We start from the raw sequence: 18,749 nt of genomic DNA, 5'->3' as shown, positions 1-18,749 counted from the left end.
CACCTCACTTTTGTCTTAGGGTATGCAAAAGGGGAGGAAAAAGTGAGGGAGAGGCTTAATCAGTAGGTATGCACACACACCTCGCCGATCTTATCCCGCAGCGCCACGAAGTCGCCGAAGGCCTCGGGCTTGTTCTGGGGCTGGCGGAGAAGGGCAGCGGGATGGAAGGTGCCCATGAAGAGGACGCCGTTTTTCTCGATGAAGGTGCCGTGCTCCTTCGTCACCGAGAAGTCGGGGCGGATCATCCGCTGGGCAGCGATGCGGCCCAGACAGACCACGATCTTGGGCCGCAGCAGGCGGAACTGCTCCCGCAGCCACGGCATACAGGCCTCGCTCTCGGCGGGAAGAGGGTCGCGGTTCTGGGGCGGGCGGCATTTGACGATGTTGGCGATGTAGCAGTTGGAGGCGCGGTCGAGGTCGATGGCAAAGAGGTATTTGTCCAGCAGCTGGCCGCTGCGGCCCACGAAGGGCAGGCCCTGCTCGTCCTCGCTCTGGCCGGGGCCTTCGCCCACGAACAAGACCTCGGCGTTCTCCACGCCCTGCCCGAACACGACGCTGCGGCGGGTGGTGTGCAGCGGGCAGCGCTGGCAGGCGAGGCAGTCGGTTTTCAATGTTTCCCAATCCATAAGCGCAGTATTCTCCTATTAATTAAATGACATTTTCTTAACAAATTATCGCCGGATTTCTTCTTTAAAATATACCACAAAATTCAAGATTTGTCTTGAAGTTTTCTGACTCTGTGCTAGAATAAAAAGGAAGGGCACACCTGTGGTGCCCGGGAATAATTGCAAAGTAATTTCGGAGGTAATCAATAATGGCTGATATGTTTGCACCCCTGGTAGCCCAGCTGAAGGCAAACCCCAAGACGATCGTTTTCACTGAGGGTAATGACCCCCGCATCCTGGAGGCCGCAAGCAAGCTGCTGGCTGAGGGCGTGCTGAAGGTCGTCATGGTCGGCAACGAGGCAGAGTGCAAGGCTGCTGCCGCTGCGGGCAACTTTGATATTTCCGCTGCTGAGATCATCGACCCGGAGAACTACGCCGGTTTCGATGAGATGGTCAATACGATGGTCGAGCTGCGCAAGGGCAAGCAGAGCGCAGAGGAGTGCACAGCCCTGCTGAAGAAGTCCAACTACTTCGGCACCATGCTGGTCAAGATGGGCAAGGCAGACTGCCTGCTGGGCGGCGCCACCTACTCTACCGCCGATACCATCCGTCCCGCTCTGCAGCTGGTCAAGACCAAGAAGGGCGCTCATCTGGTCAGCTCCTGCTTCATTCTGGATCGTGACTGCGGCGAAGAGGGCCTGAAGCGCATCGCCATGGGCGACTGCGCCGTCAACATCGACTACACCGATACCGTCGATAAGGCGACCGGCGAGGTCAAGGTCACTGCTGCCGCCAAGCTGGCTGAGGTCGCTGTTGAGACCGCTAAGACCGCAAAGCTGTTCGGCATCGACCCGAAGGTCGCTGTCCTGAGCTTCTCCACCAAGGGCTCCGGCAAGGGCGGCACCGTCGCTCTGAGCCATGACGCTGTCATCAAGGCTCAGGAGATGGATCCCGAGCTGGCTGTGGACGGCGAGCTGCAGTTCGACGCAGCCGTTGCTCCCGAGGTCGCACAGGTCAAGTGCAAGGGCAGCAAGGTCGCTGGTCAGGCCAACACCTTCATCTTCCCCTGCATCGAGGCCGGCAACATCGGCTATAAGATCGCACAGCGTCTGGGCGGCTACGCTGCCTACGGCCCCATCCTGCAGGGCCTGAACGCTCCCATCAATGACCTGTCCCGTGGCTGCAACGCCGACGAGGTCTACAAGATGAGCCTCATCACCGCCTGCCAGTCCTGAGCTGACGCACGGATGAACTGAAAATTTCCGAAAGGGCCGCTGCCGCATCTCGCGGGCAGCGGCCCTTTTGCTGTACATCCGACCCGGTTTATGATAAAATAAAAGAAAGAATATCCCCCAGATAAGGAGAAAAAATCGAAGGTGAGAAGAAAGGCTCTGTCCCTTGGCCTCGCAGCGGTGCTGCTTCTGTGCGGCGGTACACAGAAAAACGAAAGGACGGCCGCAGCCTTGATGCAGGCTGCGGCCGCCTCCACCATCCAGAGCAGCACAGCAAGCCCGGAAAGCGGCAGCATCACGCCGGAACAGTTCGGGGCGAGGGGCGATGGCAGGGCAGACGACCGGCAGGCGTTGGAGTCCGCGATGCAGTGTGCCAGCGCCGCCGGTCTGCCCCTCGAGCTGACGGAGGGGGCGGTCTACCGCTTTTCCTCCCAGCTTGAGCTGCCCAGCGGCCTGACCATCCGGGGCAATGGGGCTGTCCTGCTCAGCGACATCCAGTATGAGACGCTGGGGCAGGACCGCCCGGCCGTCGGCATCATCGGAAGGTCCAATGAGGACCGCGCACACGACATCCGGCTGGAAAATGTCACCTTCCGGGCGGCGGACAGCTGCCAGAGCAACTGCCTGTTCTGGGTGATGCGCGCCTGCAATGTGGAAGTCGTGGACTGTACCTTCGACTGCCAGCCCAACGACTGGTGCCGGGGCGCTGCCGACCTGTACGGGGTCAATGAGAACATCCGCTTCGAGGGCTGCGTATTCCGCCAGCTGACGGGCGGTGTGGCAGGCGGCATCTGGGTGCGCAACTGGACGGATCAGGCAGAGAGCCGGAATATCCGTTTTGAGGACTGTGATTTTTACAAGTCCGGTGCAGACGAGGTCTTAGCCGTCTGGGGCTGGGGCAGCGCTGTGCGGGAGGTCGTCCTCTCGGGCTGTGGCTTTTATGAGACAGAGACGGAGGAGAGTCTGGCGGCAGGCAACCGTCCGGTGTGGTTCATCACACTGGGGCAGAGCGGCATCACCGATGTGCGGATGGAGCACTGCACCATTTGGGCGGACCGCTGCGAGGTCATCTTCCATATGGTGGGCGACAAGACCCATGCCGTCGTGGACAACTGCGACATCACCCTGAACCAGCCGGACGATGTGGCCGGGCATGACATCAGAAAGAGCGCAAATCCCATGCTGGCGCAGGGCAATGGCCGCGCCGACGGCAGTACGGTCATCCAGAACAGCCATATTATCCTGAGCGGCGACGATGGGCGGCGCATCAGCTATCGGCTCAGCGCCCTGAAGGACAATACGCTGGAAGTTTCCCTCGGGCACGGCATCGCCAGCACCAGCGAGGTCAGCGGCAATACCATCCGGGGCCGGATACAGCATAAGATCTTTGAGGACTGCTCCAACGTGTGGAATAATCATGTAAATGTGCGGAGATTCTCGCTTCCGGGATGAACCGCTTATAAAAAAGGAGGTCTTATCATGAGAAGAAAATTCATTGCGGCGGCTGCATCGGGGGTTCTGGCCCTGACGATGACAGCGGCTCTGCCCACCATCCATGCGGCGGCGGTGAGCATCTGGAACGACATTACCCCGGGAACGGAGAGCGTCGAGACGTTCCAGTACAAGGACTATGCCGACCGCTATTCGGACGCCTACGAGCTTTACGGCTACGACGCCGAGGCGTTGTTCAACCACTATGAGACGGTTGGCAAGGCCGAAGGGCGGGTAGGACGATTTAAGAAAACGGCGGAAGAAGATGATCGGCATCCCTATGTGTGGGACGCCGATGAGCCGTTGGATCCGCTGCCGCCTCTGGAATTTTCCGCGCAGCCGGATTGGTTCGATACCCGTACCCTCCCGGAGAACCTGTCCAACATTCGTATCGTAAAGGAATACGAGCAGCTGGAAGCCTTTATCGAGAGAGATGAATGGATCGGGGACCCTGTTCTGGTGCGGAAGTCAGAACTCCTGACCGAGATGAGCAGTCGTGTCCGGAATTACGAAGGCCGACGCGGCGGTGCCGACTATCTCCGTGCCATCAGTCAGGACATCGACGTATTGCTTGACTTCATGGGATAATGATATAGTATAAAAAGAAGAGCCTCACTGCAAAACAGCGAGGCTCTTTTCTGTTGGCAGAGCACAGTACGAAAATACAGGGTTTGTCTGGCTCTTTTTTGCTGCATGGACTTTGTTTATGATCGCCTGTAAATCGGCATCGGTGAAGGCGTTTGCCCGCTTTTTGCCGATGATCGGTAGCACCCAGATGCGACTATTTATAGCTGTCCGCGCTGGTGGTCTGCTTCAGGCCGTCAAGTCAGAACTTGTACACGCCCTCGACCCGGCCCACCTTTACCTCTTGACAATAATTAAAAAATAATTATAATATAAGTATGGAAACGATACAATTTGAGTGGGACGAAAACAAAAACCAGATCAATCAGCGTAAGCATGGTATTTCGTTCCGTGAAGCAAAAACGGTATTTTATGACGAAGAAGCACTAGTGATCGATGACCCGGAGCATTCGGAAACGGAGGATAGATTTATCATTCTCGGCCTGAGCAGCAAGGCGAATCTGCTTGTGGTGTGTCACTGTTACCGTGCGTCTGATACCGTTATCCGCATCATCTCGGCCCGAAAAGCCACTAAGACCGAATCTAAATACTATGGAAAGTGAGGTTTGTACTATGCTTCCTGAATATGATTTCTCTAACGCCAAGAAAAACCCCTATGCAAAGGCTTTGAAAAAGCAAATCACGATCAATATTGACAGTAATACGATCGACTATTTCAAGGCGCAGTCTGAAGATGTGGGCATCCCATACCAGACACTTATTAATCTGTATCTGAAGGACTGTGTGGCAAACAAGCGTCGCCTGTCCATGTCGTGGCCAGAAACCAAAATCGGCTGATACACACTATAACCCAAAAGTGTGGTCTGAAAAACGAAAACCACCTAGATTCGTTAAAATCTAGGTGGTTTTCGTTTGCGGAGCATAAACGACCTTGTGCGAACACACAGGGTTCGTCTGGCTCTTGTTTGGTGGAGGCGATGGGAGTCGAACCCATGTCCGAAAAGAGTTCAGCGTAGGTGTCTCCGGGTGCAGGCGATCTACAACATTCCCTCCGCGTCACGCCGGTCGTCAGGCTAACGCTTCAGTAGCTTCATGAGTTCCTGCCGGTCCGCAAAGCTTAGGTCCGTTCAGGTGCTGTGTCTAAAGGACGCCCCGGCCCCACACGACACAAGAGTGGGCGGAACGCGCAGCACTCAGGCTGCGAGCAACTGATAATTATTGTTGTCAGTTAATTTTTTGGAGGAGTTTAGAGCAGTTCCCCCACTGCTACCCGCTGCCCAGGCCTCGCTCCCCCCGTCGAAACCTTTACGCCCCCATAAAGCGCATGTCGCCATGCGCAGAAAGCTTGGTTTTCCGGGCAGGAATGCTGCCTGAAAGAGATCTAGTAGAATTTGCCGTTGGACTTCACAGCCCGGTCGATGGAGCGTTTGGCGTCACGCTTTGCAGCGTCGGCACGCTTGTCGTAGAGCTTTTTGCCCTTGCACAGGCCGACCTCCATCTTGACGCGGCCATGCTTGAAGTAGAGGGAGAGGGGAACAAGGGTGTAGCCCTGCAGTTTGCACTGCTGGTGCAGCCGCCGGATCTCGGTCTTGTGGGCCAGCAGCCGCCGCACCCGCAGAGGATCCTGATTGAAGATGTTGCCGTGGTCGTAGGGAGTGATATGCATCCCCTTGACCAGAAGCTCGCCGTCCTCAATATCGACCCAGCTGTCCTTTAGGTTGACGCCGCCCGCACGCAGGCTCTTGACCTCGGTGCCCTTCAGTTCAACGCCGGTCTCCAGCGCTTCGAGCACGAAGTACTCGTGGCGCGCCTCGCGGTTTGTGGCGATGGTTTTGGTCGCCGGACGTTCCTTGGTAGGTGCCATGAAGCGCGCCTCCTTTCCTTGACTTCTTACTGTCCTGTCATTATATCACATTTTGCTGGATTTTCAAGAGCGATTTTTGAAGAGACTGTTAATGTTCTCTAAAATCCGCCTGTTACAGCTCGTCGCGGCCGGAGAGGGCGCGGTAAAGCGTCGTCTCATCGGTATACTCGAGGCTGCCACCCACGGGCAGGCCGTAGGCCAAACGGGTCGTCTTGATGCCGAGGGGCTTGATGAGCTTGGCCAGGTACATGGCGGTAGCCTCCCCCTCGACGGTGGGATTCATGGCCATGATGACCTCCTTCACCTCGCCGCTGCCCAGCCGGGCCAGAAGCTCTTTCACCGAGAGCTGCTCGGCACCGATGCCGTCCATTGGGCTGATGAGGCCGTGGAGGACGTGGTAGAGGCCGTGATACTCCCGTGTGCGCTCAAAGGCCTGCACGTCGCGGGGGGTCTCCACCACACAGATGGTGGAGCGGTCCCGCTTGGCGCTGGAGCAGATGGGGCAAAGCTCCGCCTCGGTGTAGTTTTGGCAGACGCGGCAGCGGTGGAGCCGGGTGTGGGCGTTCTGGATGGCCTCGGCCAGCGCCGTGGCGTCCGCGTCCGACATGCTCAGCACCTGATAGGCCATCCGGGTCGCGCCCTTGCGGCCGATGCCCGGAAACTGGCTGAACTGCTCGATGAGCTTTTCCAGCGGCGCTGCGGTGTAACCCATGCGTATCCCTCCCGCTTAGAGGCCGGGGATGTTCAGGCCGCCGGTCAGCTTGCCCATCTCGGCCTCGGCGGTCTCGTCCACCTGCTTGACGGTAGCGTTGACGGCTGCGGCCACCAGATCTTCCAGCATCTCGATGTCGTCGGGGTCAACGGCCTCGGGCTTGATGGTGATGCCGAGGATCTCGTGTTTGCCGTTCATCCGGACCGTGACCATCTCGCCGGAGGCGCTGCCGGTGTACTCGGCAGCTTCCAGCTCGGCCTGCTTGGCCTTCATGTCATCCTGCATCTTCTGAGCCTGACGCATCAGGGCGTTCATATCGGGGCGGCCAAATCCTGCGGGCATTCTTGCTTTCATAGTTTGTGTTCTCCTTGTTTGTTCGTTTTATTTTTAGCGGCCTCGCCCTCTCCGTCCGCTTCGCGGCCACCTCTCCCAAAGGGAGAGGCTTTGCCTTGCGGTTTCGCTTTTGGCTCTCCCTTTGGGAGAGCTGTCACCGTTAGGTGACTGAGAGGGCAAGCCATTTTATCGCTTCTTTTTCGTGCTGTCCTCGATGCTCACCTCAAGGCCCAGCTTTTCCAGTGCGTGGAGGGACTGCTCGGCGTTGGAGGTGTGCTTCGCGGCGGTGCGGGGTTCGTAGGGGCCGATGGGCACCGCGACGCCCGACACCTGCGCGATGAGCTTTTTGATGAGGCGCTGACTGTCCTTGTTCACCCGGATGAAGTCCCGGAAGGTCTTGCCGCCGTCGATGAGCACCCGGGTGCCGTCGAAGTAAGCCTTCGACTTGCGCAGGTAGCTGTGGAGCATAGGGTCCTTCTCCTGTAAGAGCTTGACGACCTCGCTCCACTGCTCGAAGGGATTGATGCCCTCTGCGGCCACCTTTCGGGGGCGGCTGAAGGCTGGGTCGGCGGTGTATTCCGGAGCCGGTGCTGTGGGAGCAGAAGCCTCAGCGGGCGTTTCCTCCGGGAGGGGTGCTGTGACCGGCGCGGCCGGTTCATCCCACGGCAGGGGAGCGCTCTCTGCCACCGGCGGCTCGTCGGGCGGGGGCGGAAGCTCTTCTTCTGCGGGCGCGGGAGCCGGTTCCTCGGGAACCGAAGCGGGGGAGACCGCTGGCTCTTCCGGTGCAGACGTCGGTTCTGCGGCGGGCGCAGGGAGAGGCTCCTGCACAGCAGGCGGGGGCGCCACGGGTGCACTCACAAAGGGCTGCGGCGCGGGTTGTGCCGGGGCCGAGACAAAGGGCCGGACGACCGGTGCGGCAGGAGCCGCAGCCTGCACGGATACTGCTGCTGCGGGGGCGGCCTGCGGCGGCTCAGAGAGGGTGAAGAGGGCCAGCTCCAGCTCGATGCGCTGGTCGCTGCCCCGGGTCATGTGCTCGAGGGCGTTGCCCAGCGTGCGGATGGCCCGGACGGCCTCCCGCTGGCCCAGCTGAGGCCCTTTTTCGAGGTACTGCGCTTCCTCCTCGGGCGAGACGCCGGACAGCAGGCTCTGCCCGCCGGGCAGAGCCGCCAGCATCAGAGCGCGGTAGTGGGCGATCAGCTCTTCGGTCAGACGCTTCACGTCCACCGACTGCTGCCGTAGCGCGGCCAGCTGGGCCAGAGCAGCCGCGCCGTCCTGCGCTTCCAGCGCATCCGAGATGCGGAACAGGTAGCTCCGGTCGGTGACGCCAGCCATCCGGCGGACCACGTCGGCGTCGATCTTTGCCGTGACGCCGGCGCAGGTATCAAGGATGGAGAGGGCGTCGCGCATGGCACCGTCGGCCAGCCGGGAGATCAGCTCTGCGCCGTCGGTGGTCAGTTCCAGCCCCTCCTGCCCGGCAATGTACTCGACCCGCTGTGCGATGTCCTCCGGCCCGATGCGAGTGAAATCGTACCGCTGGCAGCGGGAGAGGATGGTGGCCGGGACCTTCTGGATCTCCGTCGTGGCGAGGATGAAGATAACGTGGGCAGGCGGCTCTTCCAGCGTCTTCAGCAGGGCGTTGAAGGCCGCTGTGGACAGCATGTGCACCTCATCGATGATGTATACCTTATAATGGCAGGCGCTGGGGGTATAGGCTGTCTCGTCCCGCAGGTCGCGGATGTCGTCCACGCCGTTGTTGGAGGCAGCGTCCATTTCCACCACATCGAGGATGCTGCCGTTGTCGATGCCTTTGCAGATCTCGCACTCGCCGCAGGGGTCGCCATCCTTGGGATGGAGGCAGTTGACCGCCTTGGCAAAGATCTTGGCGCAGGTGGTCTTGCCGGTGCCGCGCACGCCGGTAAAGAGGTAGGCGTGGCCCACGCGGCCCGACGCCACCTGATTGCGCAGTGCTGTGACGATGCCGCGCTGTGCGACGACGTCCTCGAACCGCTGAGGTCTCCATTTGCGGTATAATGCGCGATACATCGGCGATCCCCTCCTGTCGATAATAAAAAATCGGACAGCGCTGACGGGGTTTGACCCCCGCCTTGCGTAACTCGGCATACGGATGCAGGCTGACTGAAACGCACGGGGCGCGCCGCTTAAGGCTGCTTGGTTCCCCACCTGACCTGGTTCACTGCGGCTCCATCGTACAGGACCCACATCCGTATGCCGAACCACGCAGCAGGCGCTGTCCGACAAGACACACGGTTCGTGTGCTCCAATATTGTACCACAGTTCAGAGAGGAATGCAAGAGGGAGTCAGTCCTGCTCCCAACCGGCCCGCAAAAGCTCCAGTGCATGGGTCTCAAGGCGGGAAACATAGCTCCGGCTGATCTGGAGCAGCTTTGCCGTTTCCAGCTGGGTCAGCGGCGGCTGCCCCGCCAGACCATACCTTAATAATAGAAGCTTCCGCTCCCGGGCGGGCAGGCCTTCGATGAGGCGGCGGAGGCGCTGGGCATCCTCCTGTCTTTCGCAGCTTTCCTCCATGCAGAAGCCATCCTGCAGCACATCGGCGAGGGTGAGGGCGGAATCCTCTTTTCCGGCTTCCAGCGTTTCTTGGAGCGAGAGGGTGGGGGCGTTTTTCCGCTCCCGCCGGAAGTGCATCCGAAGCTCATTCTCAATGCATCGGCTGGCGTAAGTCGAAAATCTGGCCCGGCGGGTGGAGTCGAAGGTGTCCACGGCCTTCATCAGGCCGATGGTGCCGATGGAGATCAAATCGTCCTGCTCACCGGGGAGAGCGTAGTATTTTTTGGCGATGTGGGCCACGAGGCGCAGGTTATGACGGATGAGCTTTTCCCGGGCGGACGGGTCGCCCTCCCGCAAAGCGGAAAAGGTCTTGATCTCCTCCTGCGGGCTGAGCGGGCGGGGAAAGCTGCCGCTTTCCAGATGAAGCGCAAGAAACAGAAACTTTGTGGCAAAAAACTGCAAAAGAGATAAAAACATGGCGAGCCCCTCCCCAAAGCATCATAAATTGTTACTATAATTTATGAAGGAGGGCTTGCCCTTTTTCCTGACGTCGGGCAGGCACACCGTCAAAAATGGTCTCCCGTCCCAGTTCTTCAATCAGGCTGGAAAAGTCGCTGATGTTGCGGCTGATACGGTCCAGACGGTAGACCACAATGGCCTTGAATTTCCGTTCCTTGGCCGCAGTCATCATCTTTTTGAAGTCCGGGCGGTTCAGGTTGCCGCCGGAAAAGCCCTCGTCCTCAAAGACAACGGCATGTTCCGCGGCGGCATCGCCGTAGTGAGTGCGGATATATTCGCGGCAGAGGTCGATCTGATTTCCGATACTTTCGCCCTTGCCGGTATAGCGGGACTTGCGGGAATAGATGGCAATGGTGTCAGCAGTTTTGGCCATGAGATACTCCTTTCCTGTTGTCCGGTGGCCGTAGATGCGGCTATTGTAGCATGGCAGGCCATCTTTGGAAAGAAAAATAACGATAGTCATACATAGCTGAGCCAACTCAAGGCGAAATGCGATATGCCGGAATGCAATCCCACAAAGTGCCGGAAGGGGAGGAATGACCATGCAATTTAACCATGATGAGCTAATGCTGATGATGCTCTACAATACCGGCACCCGGCAGGGGCTGGTGCGGGAGCTGCGGCTGATGCAGTGCTACCTGATGCCGGATGAAACTGCTTTGCGGGAACTGTCAGAGCAGGTCATTGAAAAGCTGAAACGGCTGACGGATGCCGAGTTTGCAGGACTGGAATTTCCAATGAACTGATTTTTGCCGCCTGCGGGCGGCGTACATAAGAGCTTTCGCATCCTGCAAAGGTATGATATACTGAAGCTGACAGCTTTCAGGTCGCAGATAAAAGATGAGAGGTGCTTTTTATGGCAGGTTTGAAGGGAAAGACCGGTATCGTCACCGGCGGTAGCAGCGGGATCGGTTTCCAGATCGCAAATGTGCTGGCTCAGGCCGGCGCGACAGTTTATGTCATCAGCCGCACCGGCAAGCCCAAAGAGGGTGTAGGCGAAAGTGCACCGGGCGTTGTCCATCTGCGGGGTGACATCGGCAATGCAGAAGCTATGAAAACACTGGTGGCGGAGCTGGCCGCAAAGCATAACGGCTGTCTGGATTTTCTGGTAAACAACGCAGGCGTCAGCTATAAATGCCGGGCCGAGGACTTTCCCATGGAGCAGTTTGACAATATCATGAATGTGAATGTCAAATACCTGTTCCAGATGAGTGTGATTTGTTACCCCTATCTGAAGAAAAGTGCGGACAAGGGCCGCGTCATCAACATCACCAGCATGAGCGCCCATCTGGGCTTCAGCGAGGTGGTGCCGTACTGTGCCAGCAAGGGCGCTGTGCTGGCGATGACCCGCGCTCTGGCCGTGGAGTGGGCGCAGGACAACATCACCGTCAACAGCATTGCGCCGGGGTGGTTCCGCAGCAAAATGAACGAGCAGGTAGTGGACGCAGCCCGGGAGCAGAAAATTCTGAACCGGATGCCGCTGCACGCCTACGGTGACACCCGCGATTTGGGCAAGATGGCCGAATTTCTGGTGGGCGATGGCGCGGCTTACATCACCGGACAGGATTTTGCCGTGGATGGCGGCGCACTGGCTTTCGGTTATTGAGAGGAGCTTCTCTGCAATTTTTCGGCAGCTTCGCTCGTATTCCAGATAAAGGAACCGAATTTCGTTGGCATAACGGAGGAACCATTATGGCAATCTTTGAAAAGACCATCCGAAACAAGAATTTTGACAAACTGCTTCGGAAGCTGGAACAGGAAATTCCGGACAGCAGCTGGTCGGCCAATCTGGAAGCGGGCAGCGACTTCAAAGAGGGCAATGCCCGGTGCAGCGTTCGTGTGTTTGAACGGTACAGCATGATGGGCGGCAACCGCCTGAGCCTGACGTTGACCATGTTCCAGAATGGGGACAGCCCCATCCGGCTGTCTGCGATTACGGCGGGCGGCAGTCAAGCGGTGTTCTTCAAGGTGAACACCCTCGGAGAAGAATCTTTTCTGGACGATGTAAAAAACCTGCTGGAAGAAATTTTGGAGGAATAAGATGTTTTACGCTGGATTTGATATGCTGTTCAGCATTCTGTTTCCCATCCTGTTCCTTGTGGTTTTGGGTATGATCCTATACACCATCATCGGAAATATCAGCACATGGAATAAAAACAACCATTCGCCGCGGCTGACTGTTCCGGCAACGGTTGTGGCAAAGCGAACGGAAGTTTCTCGCCACCATACAGACAATACGATGGCGCATACGTTCACGACCTATTATGTGACCTTTCAGGTAGAGAGCGGCGACCGCATGGAGCTTACCGTAAGTGGTTCGGACTACGGAATGCTTGTGGAGGGCGACATTGGAAAGCTGAGTTTTCAGGGCACCCGCTACCTTGGGTTTGAGCGGAACTGAACATCCCTGTTCAATTTGATAAATCGGAATTTGACAAAGGAGTGTGATTATATGGGTAAAGCGATTTTGGCAGCAATCGTTACATTGATTGTTGGTTATTTAGGTATGGTCGTAGGACTTGAACTTTTAGGTAATTGGGTTGAGTTTGGATTGCTCATTGCTATTGCAGTAATGGGTGCTTTTATCATCTACTTCAATGACAAGAAGTAAGACAATTCCAGTTTGGAGAATTGAAAAAAACGGAATTTCCCTATTATGACATATAAACTCTTGACAATAAAGCTCCTATATAGTATGTTTTTAATAAACTACTATATAGGAGCTTTTGTATGGAAATGAATGGAGGATTTCTTGTCACCAAAATAAAACAGCTTGGAGACCGGATTTTCGAGAAGATTCTCAGCGAAAAAAATATTGATGCGTTTAATGGAGCCCAAGGGCGTATTCTTTATGTGCTGTGGCAGAAGGATGGTATCTCAATCAGGTCACTCTCGGTCAAATGCGGATTAGCGATAACATCTCTTACTACGATGCTGGAAAGAATGGAAAATCAAGGGCTGATAAGCCGTGTTCCGTCTGAAACGGACAAAAGGAAAACGCTCCTGTTTCTGACTGAGAAAGCACATTCCTTAAAGGGCGAGTACGATTCTGTATCTGATGAGATGGGCAGTATTTACTACAAAGGTTTTTCAGAGGAAGAAATTGCCCAGTTTGAGGAATGCCTCGACCGCATCAGAAAGAATCTTGAGGAGTGGCAGAAGTCATGAGTATTTGTATCAAAGAGCAGATTCAGAACATGAATATCGTCATTGGCTGCACAGTGGGGTGTACATATTGCTATGCCCGCAACAACGTGAAACGCTGGCATATGATGGATGACTTCGCTGACCCTGAATTCTTTCCGGGTAAGCTCAAGATGATGGAAAAGAAACGTCCGCAGAACTTTCTTCTTACCGGCATGAGCGATCTCTCCGGATGGAAGCCGGAATGGAGAGACGAGGTATTTGCAAAGATCCGTGAAAATCCACAGCATCAGTTTCTGTTTCTGACCAAGCGACCTGATCTGCTGGATTTTGATACCGATCTGGAAAACGCATGGTTTGGCGTTACGGTGACGAGGAAAGCAGAACTGTGGCGTATCGACGCCCTTCGGAAAAACGTCAGAGCAAAACATTACCATGTTACCTTTGAGCCGTTATTCGACGATCCCGGCACAGTTGACCTTTCCGGAATCAATTGGATCGTTGTGGGCACCATGACCGGAGCTCAGAGCAAGAAGATTCATACGGAGCCGGAATGGGCATGGTCTCTGGCGGATCAGGCACATAAGCTCGGCATTCCGGTGTTTATGAAGGAAGACCTTGTCCCTATCATAGGGGATGAAAATATGATTCAGGAAATGCCGGAAGGATTTAATAAAGTGTTAGAGGTACAGAAATCATGGAAGAAGTAATAAATGGAATCCTCATTCGTGAGGTGGAAACAAAGAACATTATGACGAAGTCTAGTCTGCCGGTAGGCGGTTACTCGGTCAATCCCTATGTGGGCTGTACACATGCCTGCAAGTATTGCTATGCTTCTTTTATGAAGCGATTTACCGGGCACACGGAAGAATGGGGCACATTCCTTGATGTGAAGCATTGGCCAGAAATTAAAAATCCGAAGAAATATGCCGGACAGCGGGTGGTCATCGGTTCTGTGACAGATGGCTACAATCCGCAGGAGGAGCAATTCGGGAATACCAGAAAACTTCTGGAGCAGCTGATCGGCAGTGACGCAGATATTCTGATCTGCACAAAGTCGGATCTTGTGGTACGGGATATTGATCTGCTGAAGAAGCTTGGACGTGTAACCGTTTCATGGTCGATCAACACACTGGATGAAAATTTCAAGAACGATATGGACTCTGCTTCGAGCATTGAGCGGCGTATCGCTGCTATGAAGCAGGTATATGAAGCAGGTATCCGTACAGTCTGTTTCGTATCCCCGGTATTTCCCGGTATCACGGACTTTGAAGCCATCTTTGAGCGGGTAAAGGATCAGTGCGATCTGTTCTGGCTCGAAAACCTTAATCTTCGAGGCGGTTTCAAAAAGACAATTATGGATTATATCGCCGAAAAACATCCTGATCTTGTACCACTTTACGACGAGATCTATAACAAGCATAACCGCAGTTACTTTGAAGCACTTGAAGTAAAAGCTGCGGAAATGGCTAAGAAGTATGATTGTCCCTTTGTGGATAATGAAATGCCTTATGGAAGAGTCCCGCAGGGACATCCGGTAATCGTGGATTATTTCTATCATGAGGAAATCCGTGGGACAGAGAATACCGGAAAAAGAAATCGCTAACTTCCAGTTTATCAAATAAGTAAATCATTCCATACCTCTGCGGGCAGCGATGAAACGGCTGCCCGCTCTTTTTGTACCCTGAAACCGAAAGGAGGCTTCAAATGCCAAACAAAACCGAAGAATATCTTGCACTTGCCTGCAAAACGGCAGACAGCTTTTCGCGACAGTGGGAGCACTGGGCAGAATTTCTGATCACAGCGGCACGGCTGTACAAATACAGTTACCCGGATCAGCTGATGATCTATGCCCAAAGACCGGATGCCACGGCCTGTGCCGAGTATGATGTATGGAACAATAAAATGAACCGTTACGTCCGGCGTGGTTCCAAGGGCATTGCGCTGCTGGAGCGATGCGGACTAGACCCCGCAGGCTGGTTTGATGAGAAAGATTTTCAGGCAGTCTACGATTTTACAACGCCGACAGCTGTCTATGCGCTGGGAACCGCCGTCAGTGACTGCAGCCGGGAAGTCTTACGTCAGATTGAGCGCACCGTTAAAACGACGATTCGCCGCAGAAACATTGAAAGGAGCCAAGAAGAATATGAGCAGCAATCTGAACTACACGAAGACCGGGGATTATTTTCTGCCGAACCTGACCTTGAATCAGCCCCGGAAGCAGCTGAACCGGTACGGAAGAATGCGCCGGAACTATCTGATGGAGCAGCGCCCGGTGGTGTACAGCACGATGCTGCTGAACGGGACCCTGTACCCGCACCTGTGGGAGGTGGAACAGACGGCAGAAAACAGGATGCAGCAACTGATGAAAGAACTGTTGGAGAGGAACCCGGCTCCGGACAAGGAGAAAAACCAGATGGCGTGGGTGCAGCACATGAACAGCCTGAAAGCGCAGGCGGAGGAAATGATCCTGACCGAGCTGATTTACAGCTGAGTTTTCTGGAGGCGGCCATCCCCACGGAAGCACAGCAAATCGAATCCATCGACCAAGCGGAGAGCGAGAAATCGTCCTCCGCTTTTGTTTTGTCACAGGCTGATATTGAAAAAGCACTGCGGAGAGGTTCTAACTCTGAAAACAGCAAGCTTCGGATTTGGGAGATTTATCAGACACAGCCTGACCGAAAACTCCGGGCAAAAGCGCTTGCCAAAGAATATGCACCGCACGGTCCCGGTGGATGTTCGCACACCTATCTGGACGGAAGCAGTGGTTGGCTCGACCACGACAGCAAGGGACTGACATTTGAACATTAGAAAAGATTACGGCGGACCTCCCGGTATGGGGATAGGAAAAGCAGAATCCTCTTTTTCAATGCCCAAAAGCGTGGTAGAATAGGTAAAAGATTCAGTATCTGAAAAACGGAGCGCGCAACAATGAAGATTCTGGTCAGCGCCTGCCTGCTGGGCGAAAACTGCAAATACAGCGGCGGAAACAATTACAATCAGGCGGTCTGTGATTTTGCGCGGGGGCATCAGGTGGTTCCGGTCTGCCCGGAGGTTTTGGGCGGCCTGCCCACACCGCGGTGCCCGGCGGAAATCGTGCAGGGCGTTGTCACGAACAAAGAGGGCATCAATGTGGACCGGGAGTTCCGGGCAGGTGCAGCGAAAGCCCTTGCCATTGCAAAAGAAAATGGGGTGGAGCTTGCCATCCTGCAATCCCGCAGCCCCAGCTGCGGCGTGAAGGAAATTTACGATGGAACATTTTCCGGGACAAAGATTCCCGGACAGGGCGTTTTTGCCAAGATGCTGATGGACGAAGGCGTCCGTGTTCTGGATGCCGGGGAATTGCCTAAAATTATCTTGAAAAATGAGGAAGGAAAATGTCAATCAGACTGATTTGCAGCGATATTGACGGTACGCTGCTGCGATACGGCAGGAAAGAGCTGGAAGGCGAGATCTTTGAACAGATACGGGAGCTGCATCGGCGCGGTATTTTGTTCTGCCCGGCATCCGGCCGGCAGTATACCAGCCTGCGCAAGCTCTTTGCACCGGTGGCAGACTGCTGTGTGTTTCTTTGTGAGAACGGCGGCGTGATCTATAAAGACGAACAGTGCATCGCCAAGAACCCGATGCCCCGTGCACTGGCCGAAGAAATTGCCAACGACCTGTGGACCCGCAGCGACGGGCAGGGCGAGGTAATGCTTTCCGGTCAGAATACTGCATACCTGATGGAGCGGGGTCTGGGAATGCTCAAGCGTATTCAGTTCATCGGGAACAATTATCAAATCATCCATGACCCTTCCGAGGTGCCGGAGGAGCTCACAAAAGTATCGGCGTATCTGCACGAAGGCGTAGAATCTTACACGGAACGGTTTGTCCCACGATGGAAAGAGGCGAACTGCGCTGTGGCAGGGCCGTACTGGATCGACACCACCTTTGCCAACAAGGGCATCGGTGTGAGCAGCATCTGCAAAACTCTGGACATCGACCTTGCCGATGTGATGGCTTTTGGCGACAACTACAACGATGTGTCGATGCTGGACATTGTGGGCGTGCCCTACATTATGGATGGTGCCGCCGCACCGCTGCGGGAAAAGTACCCGAACCATACACCCTGCCCAGAGGATGTGCTGCGGGAGTTCTTGAAGCAGAACTGAATTTTGCACGCATGTGTGCAAAATTCAAAATGATACGATATAAGGGAATATTTTGACATGACGAAAGTGCTTTTCATCTGCCATGGGAACATTTGCCGCAGCCCAATGGCCGAATTTGTAATGAAAGACCTTGTGGCCAAAGCCGGGCTTTCTGATAAATTTGAAATCGCATCCGCGGCCACTAGTACCGAGGAGATCGGCAACCCGGTCTATCCGCCCGCCCGGCGGAAGCTGGCCGAGCACGGCATCTCCTGCGAGGGTAAAACCGCCCGGCAGATGACCCGGCGGGATTACGAAACCTACGATTATCTGATCGCCATGGATCACAACAACCTGCGCAATATGGCGCGCTTTGTGGGCGGCGACCCGGAGCATAAAGTGTCTCTGCTGATGGATCATACCCGTCGCCCCGGCGATGTGGCCGACCCATGGTATACCGGGGATTTTGAGGCTACCTGGCAGGATGTGCTGGAAGGCTGCACGGCTCTGCTGGAAGAACTGCGCTGACAGGAGAATTTTATGACAGAGCGTTATTGTGAAGGTGAACGGTTTGCTGACCTGTCGTTCACCGAGGAGACTTTTGAGGATTGCGACTTTACCGACTGCGTGTTTGTGGATTGCTCCTTTACCAAATGCGAACTGGATCATACCACGCTGAATGAGTGCAAATTCGTGCGGTGTGAGATCACAGGTCTGCGCAGCACTCATTCTTCGGTGCAGTCGCTGGATTTTGAGGACTGCTGCCTGAATGAAATTGAGTGGGCACCGCTGATGTCCAACGGTGCCTTCCCGGACCCCATCCATACGCTGAAAGAGTGCAGTCTGAAATATAACACCTTCACCGAAATGAACTTCAACCGCTTCAACTTTTCAGACGGAAACGAGATCGTCGGCTCTATGTTTGCCAAATGCGAGATGCAGTTGGCGAATTTCAAGGGCGTGGAACTTCACGAAACGGAATTCTACCAGTGTGACCTGCGCAAGGCGGATTTCCGGGATGCCGCCGGTTATAAGGTGGACATTCTGGGCAGCCGCCTGAAGGATGCGAAATTTTCCCTGCCGGAAGCGGTGAATCTGTTGGCAGATTTGAAGATCAAGCTGTCGTAAGAAGGAGAAAAAATGCGTCAACTCATCATTGCACGAAAAGATCTGCAGATGTCTCCCGGTAAGCTGGCGGCGCAGTGCTGCCATGCTTCGCTGGCATTCCTCACCGACCCCATCGGCATGGGACAGGGCGTGGAACCCATTGAGAAAAACGGAGAAATTACCGGCTATCGGGCAGAAATCATGTTGGAGAAAGCAACCTATGAAGAATGGTTCGATGGCTCTTTTACCAAAACTATCTGCGGAGCAAAGAACCGCAATCAACTGCTGAAAGCAAAGACAATTGCCGAGAAATTGGGCCTTGTGGAAAACAAAGACTTCTTCCTTATCCGGGATGCCTGCCACACCGAGCTGGAGCCGGAAGAATTTGATGAAAACGGAGAAGGCATGACCCTGACCTGCATCGGTTTCCGCCCGCTGCCGGATGAAATTGCACACCAGATCAGCCATAAGTTCCATTTGTATTGAGTGCTGGTTCGC

At 55.2% G+C, this 18,749-nt stretch carries 26 protein-coding genes, 2 other RNA genes and 1 pseudogene; 20 read left to right on the top strand and 9 right to left on the bottom strand.

Translation table 11 applies throughout. From position 1 onward, the window contains the following. Window positions 1-59: 59 nt before the first annotated feature. Entirely contained in the window at window positions 60-626 is a 567-nt protein-coding gene (locus tag MTP38_RS08885) for a uracil-DNA glycosylase (RefSeq protein ID WP_227621450.1), read from the bottom strand. Between the two features lie 188 nt (window positions 627-814). Between MTP38_RS08885 and pta the strand changes: the two genes are divergently transcribed. From pta to MTP38_RS08860, 5 genes are all read left to right on the top strand, one after another. Then, window positions 815-1,840 (top strand): phosphate acetyltransferase, encoded by a 1,026-nt coding sequence (gene pta, locus MTP38_RS08880; protein ID WP_227621451.1) that lies wholly within the window; start codon window positions 815-817, stop codon window positions 1,838-1,840. Window positions 1,841-1,981: 141 nt separating this feature from the next. Continuing rightward, a complete protein-coding gene (locus MTP38_RS08875) occupies window positions 1,982-3,289 on the top strand; it encodes a glycoside hydrolase family 55 protein (RefSeq protein WP_249233341.1) in 1,308 nt (435 codons plus the stop codon). A gap of 27 nt (window positions 3,290-3,316) precedes the next feature. Then, the gene (locus tag MTP38_RS08870) at window positions 3,317-3,916 is read left to right on the top strand and encodes a hypothetical protein (protein WP_249233340.1); all 600 of its coding nucleotides are present in this window, start codon (window positions 3,317-3,319) and stop codon (window positions 3,914-3,916) included. 314 nt (window positions 3,917-4,230) lie between these two features. After that, on the top strand, window positions 4,231-4,515 hold the full coding sequence (locus MTP38_RS08865) for a BrnT family toxin (protein ID WP_249233339.1): 285 nt from the start codon (window positions 4,231-4,233) through the stop codon (window positions 4,513-4,515). A gap of 10 nt (window positions 4,516-4,525) precedes the next feature. Then, complete coding sequence (locus MTP38_RS08860) at window positions 4,526-4,750, top strand: BrnA antitoxin family protein (protein WP_249233337.1); 225 nt, start codon at window positions 4,526-4,528, stop codon at window positions 4,748-4,750. 129 nt (window positions 4,751-4,879) lie between these two features. Here the strand turns inward: MTP38_RS08860 and ssrA are convergent. The 8 genes from ssrA to MTP38_RS08820 all read right to left on the bottom strand — a co-directional run bounded on the left by ssrA (window position 4,880) and on the right by MTP38_RS08820 (window position 10,240). Then, window positions 4,880-5,228, bottom strand: a transfer-messenger RNA (tmRNA) gene (ssrA, locus tag MTP38_RS08855). Between the two features lie 66 nt (window positions 5,229-5,294). Next, window positions 5,295-5,777 (bottom strand): SsrA-binding protein SmpB, encoded by a 483-nt coding sequence (smpB, locus tag MTP38_RS08850; protein ID WP_227621454.1) that lies wholly within the window; start codon window positions 5,775-5,777, stop codon window positions 5,295-5,297. A gap of 112 nt (window positions 5,778-5,889) precedes the next feature. After that, window positions 5,890-6,489: a recombination mediator RecR gene (gene recR, locus MTP38_RS08845; RefSeq protein WP_227621455.1), complete on the bottom strand. Its 600-nt coding sequence runs from the start codon at window positions 6,487-6,489 to the stop codon at window positions 5,890-5,892. 15 nt (window positions 6,490-6,504) lie between these two features. Next, window positions 6,505-6,843: a YbaB/EbfC family nucleoid-associated protein gene (locus MTP38_RS08840; RefSeq protein WP_015563753.1), complete on the bottom strand. Its 339-nt coding sequence runs from the start codon at window positions 6,841-6,843 to the stop codon at window positions 6,505-6,507. Window positions 6,844-7,008: 165 nt separating this feature from the next. Then, complete coding sequence (gene dnaX / locus MTP38_RS08835) at window positions 7,009-8,865, bottom strand: DNA polymerase III subunit gamma/tau (RefSeq protein ID WP_249233335.1); 1,857 nt, start codon at window positions 8,863-8,865, stop codon at window positions 7,009-7,011. A 79-nt stretch (window positions 8,866-8,944) separates the two neighbouring features. Beyond that, window positions 8,945-9,044, bottom strand: an RNA gene (ffs, locus tag MTP38_RS08830) — signal recognition particle sRNA small type. 97 nt (window positions 9,045-9,141) lie between these two features. Then, on the bottom strand, window positions 9,142-9,825 hold the full coding sequence (locus tag MTP38_RS08825) for a sigma-70 family RNA polymerase sigma factor (RefSeq protein WP_249233334.1): 684 nt from the start codon (window positions 9,823-9,825) through the stop codon (window positions 9,142-9,144). A 34-nt stretch (window positions 9,826-9,859) separates the two neighbouring features. Continuing rightward, window positions 9,860-10,240, bottom strand: coding sequence for a recombinase family protein (locus MTP38_RS08820; protein WP_330221115.1), 381 nt, complete (start codon window positions 10,238-10,240; stop codon window positions 9,860-9,862). 169 nt (window positions 10,241-10,409) lie between these two features. On the opposite strand from MTP38_RS08820, the gene MTP38_RS08815 reads away from it, so the two are divergent. The 15 genes and pseudogenes from MTP38_RS08815 (at window position 10,410) to MTP38_RS08745 (ending at window position 18,737) form a co-directional block, all read left to right on the top strand. Further along, entirely contained in the window at window positions 10,410-10,613 is a 204-nt protein-coding gene (locus MTP38_RS08815) for a transposon-transfer assisting family protein (RefSeq protein WP_118658790.1), read from the top strand. 110 nt (window positions 10,614-10,723) lie between these two features. Beyond that, the gene (locus MTP38_RS08810) at window positions 10,724-11,473 is read left to right on the top strand and encodes an SDR family NAD(P)-dependent oxidoreductase (RefSeq protein ID WP_249233333.1); all 750 of its coding nucleotides are present in this window, start codon (window positions 10,724-10,726) and stop codon (window positions 11,471-11,473) included. Window positions 11,474-11,559: 86 nt separating this feature from the next. After that, entirely contained in the window at window positions 11,560-11,907 is a 348-nt protein-coding gene (locus MTP38_RS08805) for a DUF6054 family protein (protein WP_249233332.1), read from the top strand. Between the two features lies 1 nt (window position 11,908). Beyond that, complete coding sequence (locus MTP38_RS08800) at window positions 11,909-12,268, top strand: DUF2500 domain-containing protein (protein ID WP_249233331.1); 360 nt, start codon at window positions 11,909-11,911, stop codon at window positions 12,266-12,268. A gap of 51 nt (window positions 12,269-12,319) precedes the next feature. After that, the gene (locus tag MTP38_RS08795; RefSeq protein ID WP_055186498.1) at window positions 12,320-12,478 is read left to right on the top strand and encodes a hypothetical protein; all 159 of its coding nucleotides are present in this window, start codon (window positions 12,320-12,322) and stop codon (window positions 12,476-12,478) included. A 119-nt stretch (window positions 12,479-12,597) separates the two neighbouring features. Then, window positions 12,598-13,035, top strand: coding sequence for a radical SAM mobile pair system MarR family transcriptional regulator (locus MTP38_RS08790; RefSeq protein WP_249233330.1), 438 nt, complete (start codon window positions 12,598-12,600; stop codon window positions 13,033-13,035). After that, window positions 13,032-13,721 carry a radical SAM mobile pair protein A gene (locus tag MTP38_RS08785; RefSeq protein ID WP_249233329.1) on the top strand — a complete coding sequence of 230 codons (690 nt, stop codon included), beginning with the start codon at window positions 13,032-13,034 and terminating at the stop codon, window positions 13,719-13,721. The genes MTP38_RS08790 and MTP38_RS08785 overlap by 4 nt, the downstream gene beginning before the upstream one ends. Then, window positions 13,709-14,617: a radical SAM mobile pair protein B gene (locus MTP38_RS08780; RefSeq protein ID WP_112115496.1), complete on the top strand. Its 909-nt coding sequence runs from the start codon at window positions 13,709-13,711 to the stop codon at window positions 14,615-14,617. The genes MTP38_RS08785 and MTP38_RS08780 overlap by 13 nt, the downstream gene beginning before the upstream one ends. A 101-nt stretch (window positions 14,618-14,718) precedes the next feature. Then, window positions 14,719-14,982 (top strand): annotated as a pseudogene (locus MTP38_RS13725) (hypothetical protein); the annotation flags it as partial. 13 nt (window positions 14,983-14,995) lie between these two features. Then, window positions 14,996-15,505 (top strand): TnpV protein, encoded by a 510-nt coding sequence (locus tag MTP38_RS08775; protein WP_442900566.1) that lies wholly within the window; start codon window positions 14,996-14,998, stop codon window positions 15,503-15,505. Between the two features lie 437 nt (window positions 15,506-15,942). Beyond that, window positions 15,943-16,404 carry a DUF523 domain-containing protein gene (locus tag MTP38_RS08765; RefSeq protein ID WP_249233326.1) on the top strand — a complete coding sequence of 154 codons (462 nt, stop codon included), beginning with the start codon at window positions 15,943-15,945 and terminating at the stop codon, window positions 16,402-16,404. After that, window positions 16,389-17,165: an HAD hydrolase family protein gene (locus MTP38_RS08760; RefSeq protein ID WP_249233325.1), complete on the top strand. Its 777-nt coding sequence runs from the start codon at window positions 16,389-16,391 to the stop codon at window positions 17,163-17,165. Before MTP38_RS08765 ends, MTP38_RS08760 begins: the two co-directional genes overlap by 16 nt. Window positions 17,166-17,222: 57 nt before the next feature. Then, complete coding sequence (locus MTP38_RS08755) at window positions 17,223-17,672, top strand: low molecular weight protein-tyrosine-phosphatase (protein WP_005946296.1); 450 nt, start codon at window positions 17,223-17,225, stop codon at window positions 17,670-17,672. Window positions 17,673-17,684: 12 nt separating this feature from the next. Next, window positions 17,685-18,272: a pentapeptide repeat-containing protein gene (locus tag MTP38_RS08750; RefSeq protein ID WP_249233324.1), complete on the top strand. Its 588-nt coding sequence runs from the start codon at window positions 17,685-17,687 to the stop codon at window positions 18,270-18,272. A 12-nt stretch (window positions 18,273-18,284) separates the two neighbouring features. Further along, on the top strand, window positions 18,285-18,737 hold the full coding sequence (locus MTP38_RS08745) for an aminoacyl-tRNA hydrolase (RefSeq protein ID WP_249233323.1): 453 nt from the start codon (window positions 18,285-18,287) through the stop codon (window positions 18,735-18,737). The last annotated feature ends 12 nt before the right edge of the window (window positions 18,738-18,749 follow it).

The organism is Faecalibacterium sp. I3-3-89 (genome assembly GCF_023347275.1).
Classification (GTDB): domain Bacteria; phylum Bacillota; class Clostridia; order Oscillospirales; family Ruminococcaceae; genus Faecalibacterium; species Faecalibacterium butyricigenerans.
The sequence above is the reverse complement of the archived record's forward strand: the minus strand, read 5'-3'. Positions and strand labels throughout refer to the sequence as shown.